We start from the raw sequence: 4,326 nt of genomic DNA, 5'->3' as shown, positions 1-4,326 counted from the left end.
CAGAGGCCCAGGCCGCCGCCGAGGCGAAGGCCGCCGCCGACGCCGCGGCCGCCGCCGAGGCCGCCCGCGCCGCCGCCGACAACTCGGTCGACGGGGCCAAGGCCACGGCCCAGTCCCTCGCGTCGTCCCAGTACGGCTGGGGCAGCGACCAGTTCTCGTGCCTCGTCTCGCTCTGGACGAAGGAGTCGGGCTGGAACTACAAGGCCTACAACCCCAGCGGCGCGACCGGCATCCCGCAGGCGCTGCCCGGCAGCAAGATGGCCTCGGCCGGGAGCGACTGGGCCACGAGCGCCAAGACCCAGATCACCTGGGGGCTCGGCTACATCAAGTCGGTCTACGGCACCCCGTGCGGCGCCTGGTCGCACTCGCAGTCCGTCAACTGGTACTGAGCGGGTCGGCCCGGGCTCGGCTCGCCTCGCCTGCCGGACGTCGCACCGCCTCCTGAACGTCGCACCGCGGAGATCCGCGGTGCGACGTTCAGTTCGTGGTGCGATGCCGCGCCACGGGGGCGCACTGCCGCGCCACGGGCCTGCACTGCCGCGCCACGGGCCTGCACTGCCGCGTCAAGGGCCTGCACTGCCGCGCCACCGGGCGCCACCGCTAGTTCTGCGGGGGGATCGTCTGCCGGTCGGTGGGCTTGTCGGTGGTGACCGGTGTGGGACGCGGGCTGGGGCTGGTCGGGCCCGGCGACGGCGTCACGATGCCGTCGGTGGGAGGCGCGGGTGCCGGTGTCGGGCTCTCGGGCGTCGCCGACGGGCTGACGCTCGGGCTGACGGTCACCACGGGGTCGTCGTCGCCGTCGCTGCAGGCCGTCAACAGCCCCGAGGCGAGCAGGACCGTCGCCGCGGCCACCCCCGTGCGAGCAGTGGTCGTGAGCAGCGTCCGCGTCGTCGTCCCCATGTCGGGAGCCTACGCGCGGCGGGTCCCGTGCATCGAGGGATGCCGACCCGACGTCACCCGGGTCAGACCGCGCCCACCAGCGTCCACGCCCCGCCGTCGCGGCGCGTCACGCGTCCCTGGACCACGTCGGCCAGCTCGCCCACGGTCGCCTCGACGACGGCCCCGATGCGATGCGCGGGCTCGTCGGCGGCGCATTCGTAGCGCACCACCAACCGCGGCTCACCGCGCACGAGCGTGACGTCGCTGGCCTCGACGGTCGTCAACCCGGCCGCACTCGCGGCGGCCGCGGGCAGCACCGAGTCGGGCCGCACCCCGGGTCGCAGGGTGCCGACGGTGAGCGTGACGCGGTACGAGGGCATGCGCTCATCCAACCCGCCACCACCGACATCGAGCGACGGTCCCAGCAGGGTCGCAGCCGCTTCACGGCGGACCCCGAAACACGTTCGACTCACGACCGTGCCACCCTCTGGTCATGAAGCGCACCGCGTCCGCCCGGCTCGAGTTCGACGTCGACGGCCCCGCCGAGTTCGTCCTGTCGATCGCCGCCTCCCGCGCCTACGCCGCGCCCGACGCGGTGGCGCAGGCCGGCACCGCCCGCATCACCGAGGAGGCGCTGGCCGTCACCCAGCACGGCGCACCCCTCGAGGTCCGCGAGCTGCACGACCACCACGGCACCCTCCTCCACCTGTGCGAGGTCGGGGCCGGCCGGGTCACCGTCGACTACCGGGTCGTCGTCGACGGACGACTCGACGAGCCCGCCGTCGACGACCTCGACCTCGTGCGCTACCGGCGCCCCAGCCGCTACTGCGAGTCGGACACGCTCAGCCCGACCGCCCGCGCCGAGTTCGGCGGGCTCGAGGGGCGCGAGCTGCTGGCCGCGGTCGCGACGTGGGTCGGCTCGCACCTCGCCTACGTGCCCGGGGCCAGCGCGCCGACCGACGGCGCGGTGCAGACCCTGCTCGACCGGCAGGGCGTCTGCCGCGACTACGCGCACCTCGTGATCGCCCTGCTGCGGGGGCTCGACGTTCCCGCGCGGCTCGTCAGCGTCTACGCCCCGGGCCTGTCCCCGATGGACTTCCACGCCGTGGCCGAGGCCTTCGTCGACGGTGCCTGGCACGTGGTCGACGCGACCGGGCTGGCCCCGCGTCAGACGCTCCTGCGCATCGCGACCGGACGGGACGCCTCCGACACGGCGTTCCTCTCGAGCCACGGCGGCCGCGTCACGGTCGCGGGGATGCAGGTGGGAGCCGTCGCCGACGAGCTGCCGCGCGACGACGTGAGCACCTTCGTCAGCCTCGGCTGACCGCCCGCCGGCACCGCGCCTCCTGCGCCCGCGCCGCCCCTGCCTGCCGCCCTGCCCTGGGCCCGACCCACCCCGCCACGAAGCAAACACGCCGCCACACGATCGCGTGGCGGATCGTTTACCTCGTGGCGGTGTGCGCGAGGCGGCGTGCGCCTGCCGGGTCCGGCTCAGTCCTCGCGGTGCGCCAGCTTCGCGCCCTCGCGGGCGCGGACGGCGGGCTCGTTCTGGTGCACGCCCGCGGGCCAGGACGTCGGCCCGGCCGACCCCGCCGGGTACTCGTCGATCGCGACCTCGCCGGACTTCCAGGCCTTCACGACGGGGGCGACGATGCGCCACCCCTCCTCCGCCGAGTCGCCGCGCACCGAGAGCGTCGGGTCGTCGTCGAGGATGCCCTCGAGCACCTCGCCATAGGCCGTCAGGTCGGCCGCGCCGAAGTCGGCGTGCAGGGAGGCGCGCGACAGGTCGTACGAGTCGCCCGGGCCGTTGACGTTCAGCTCGAGCGACATCTCGTCGGGTGAGATCGCGATGCGCAGGCGGTCGGGGGTGCCTCCGCCGACGAACTCCTTCGGGACGTGGGTGGGCGGGCGGAACGTGATGACGATCTCGCGGCGACGCGAGGCCAGGGCCTTGCCGGAGCGCAGCAGGATCGGCACGCCGGCCCACCGCCAGTTCGCCACCTCGACGATGACCTCGGCCAGCGTCTCGGTCTCGAGCGACGCGTCCACGCCGTCCTCGTCGACGTAGGCGGGCAGGGTGCGGCCGTCCACCTCGCCCTCGCCGTAGCGGGCACGGCGGGAGTTCGCGACGGCGTCGTCGTCCCAGACGTGGGTCGCGCGCAGCACCAACTCCTTCTCGTCGCGCAGGTCGGCTGCGCCGAGCGTGGCGGGAGCGTTCATCGTCAGCACGGCCATCACCTGCAGCAGGTGGCTCTGGATCATGTCGACCATGGCGCCGGCGTGGTCGTAGTAGCGCGCGCGGTTCTCGAGGCCGAGTTCTTCGTCGTAGACGATCTCGATGCTCTCGACGTGCTGGTTGTTGAGCACGGGCTCGATCAGGCGGTTCGCGAACCGCAGGCCGAGCAGGTTGAGCACGGTCGAGCGGCCCAGGAAGTGGTCGACACGGTGCACCTGGTCCTCGTGCACGAGCTTCAGCACCTCGCGGTTGAGCTTCTTCGCACTGGCGAGGTCGGTGCCGAACGGCTTCTCGAGGGCGAGCGCCGTGCCCTCGGGCAGGTCGACCTCGCGGAGGGCCGCACAGGCCTTCTCGGTGATGGCCGGCGGCAGCGCGAAGTAGATGGACGGAGGCGCGTCACAGGCCTCGAGGAGGCCGCGGAGGCCGTCGGCCCCGGTCACGTCGGCCGTGATGTACGTGGTCGACTCGAGCAACGCGTCGACGGCGGGGCCGCTCGCGTGGACGCTGTCGAACGACGTCTTCACGCGTGCCTTCCACTCGGCATCGGTGTACTCCTCGACGCCGGCGCCGATCAGCTGCACGCGCCGGGGAGGCTCGATCGACAACAGGCCGCCGAGGCCGGGCATCAGGAGGCGCGCGGCGAGGTCCCCGCTCGCGCCCAGGATCAACAGGGTCGCCGGCTCGGGGGCCTTCTTCTCGCTCATGCCGTGAACGGTAGTGGGCCGCGCCCGGCCGCGCCCGGGAGGGGGTGCGACGGGCCGCCTCGGAGCACCCGGCGTACCGTCCACGCCATGAGCGACCAGACCTACACCGCCCGCTTCGTCGGCCACGACGGGACCACCACCGAAGAACTCACCCTCATCGACGGGCTGCCGCAGAAGAGCGTCACGCGTCCCGGGGCCTCCGACGGCGAGGACCTGATGTGGGAGCTCGACGACGACGCCAGCGAGGGCGGCGAGTACGTCTACCGCTCCCTCGGCGTCTCGGGTCACGACTACAGCTGACCCACCCGCGGTCGGCACCACCCGCGGTCCGCACCACCCGATGGGCGTCGCACCGCGTGATGGACATCGCACCGCCGAAGTGGGCGGTGCGATGCTCAGTCGGCGGTGCGACATCCGTCCGGCCTCGCTGCTCGGCCCGCGCCTCCTGACGCAGCCGGCGCCGCCAGCGCGCCCGGCGCGGGCCGGGCCGCGGCCGCTCGGGCCCCG

At 73.8% G+C, this 4,326-nt stretch carries 6 protein-coding genes; 3 read left to right on the top strand and 3 right to left on the bottom strand.

The genetic code is table 11. The features are described from left to right. Positions 1 to 389: aggregation-promoting factor C-terminal-like domain-containing protein (locus tag IFT36_RS15420; protein ID WP_463671336.1), on the top strand; the 389-nt coding region annotated here is incomplete at its 5' end. A gap of 211 nt (positions 390 to 600) precedes the next feature. On the opposite strand, the gene IFT36_RS15415 is transcribed toward IFT36_RS15420, so the two are convergent. Together IFT36_RS15415 and IFT36_RS15410 are read right to left on the bottom strand one after the other, a co-directional pair. Next, on the bottom strand, positions 601 to 900 hold the full coding sequence (locus IFT36_RS15415; protein WP_123571362.1) for a hypothetical protein: 300 nt from the start codon (positions 898 to 900) through the stop codon (positions 601 to 603). A 62-nt stretch (positions 901 to 962) separates the two neighbouring features. Further along, positions 963 to 1,259, bottom strand: a complete 297-nt coding sequence (locus IFT36_RS15410) for a hypothetical protein (RefSeq protein WP_043596776.1) — start codon at positions 1,257 to 1,259, stop codon at positions 963 to 965. 113 nt (positions 1,260 to 1,372) lie between these two features. On the opposite strand from IFT36_RS15410, the gene IFT36_RS15405 reads away from it, so the two are divergent. After that, positions 1,373 to 2,203: a transglutaminase-like domain-containing protein gene (locus tag IFT36_RS15405; protein ID WP_056043838.1), complete on the top strand. Its 831-nt coding sequence runs from the start codon at positions 1,373 to 1,375 to the stop codon at positions 2,201 to 2,203. Between the two features lie 167 nt (positions 2,204 to 2,370). Here IFT36_RS15405 and IFT36_RS15400 read toward each other — a convergent pair whose 3' ends face one another. After that, positions 2,371 to 3,819, bottom strand: a complete 1,449-nt coding sequence (locus IFT36_RS15400; RefSeq protein WP_200413587.1) for a glucose-6-phosphate dehydrogenase — start codon at positions 3,817 to 3,819, stop codon at positions 2,371 to 2,373. An 87-nt stretch (positions 3,820 to 3,906) separates the two neighbouring features. On the opposite strand from IFT36_RS15400, the gene IFT36_RS15395 reads away from it, so the two are divergent. Beyond that, complete coding sequence (locus IFT36_RS15395) at positions 3,907 to 4,119, top strand: hypothetical protein (protein ID WP_123571359.1); 213 nt, start codon at positions 3,907 to 3,909, stop codon at positions 4,117 to 4,119. Positions 4,120 to 4,326 lie beyond the last annotated feature (207 nt).

Source organism: Frigoribacterium sp. CFBP 13605 (genome assembly GCF_014839405.1).
In the GTDB taxonomy this organism is placed as follows: Bacteria; Actinomycetota; Actinomycetes; order Actinomycetales; family Microbacteriaceae; genus Frigoribacterium.
Note: the sequence above shows the minus strand (reverse complement) of the source record. Positions and strands in the feature narration are given on the sequence as shown.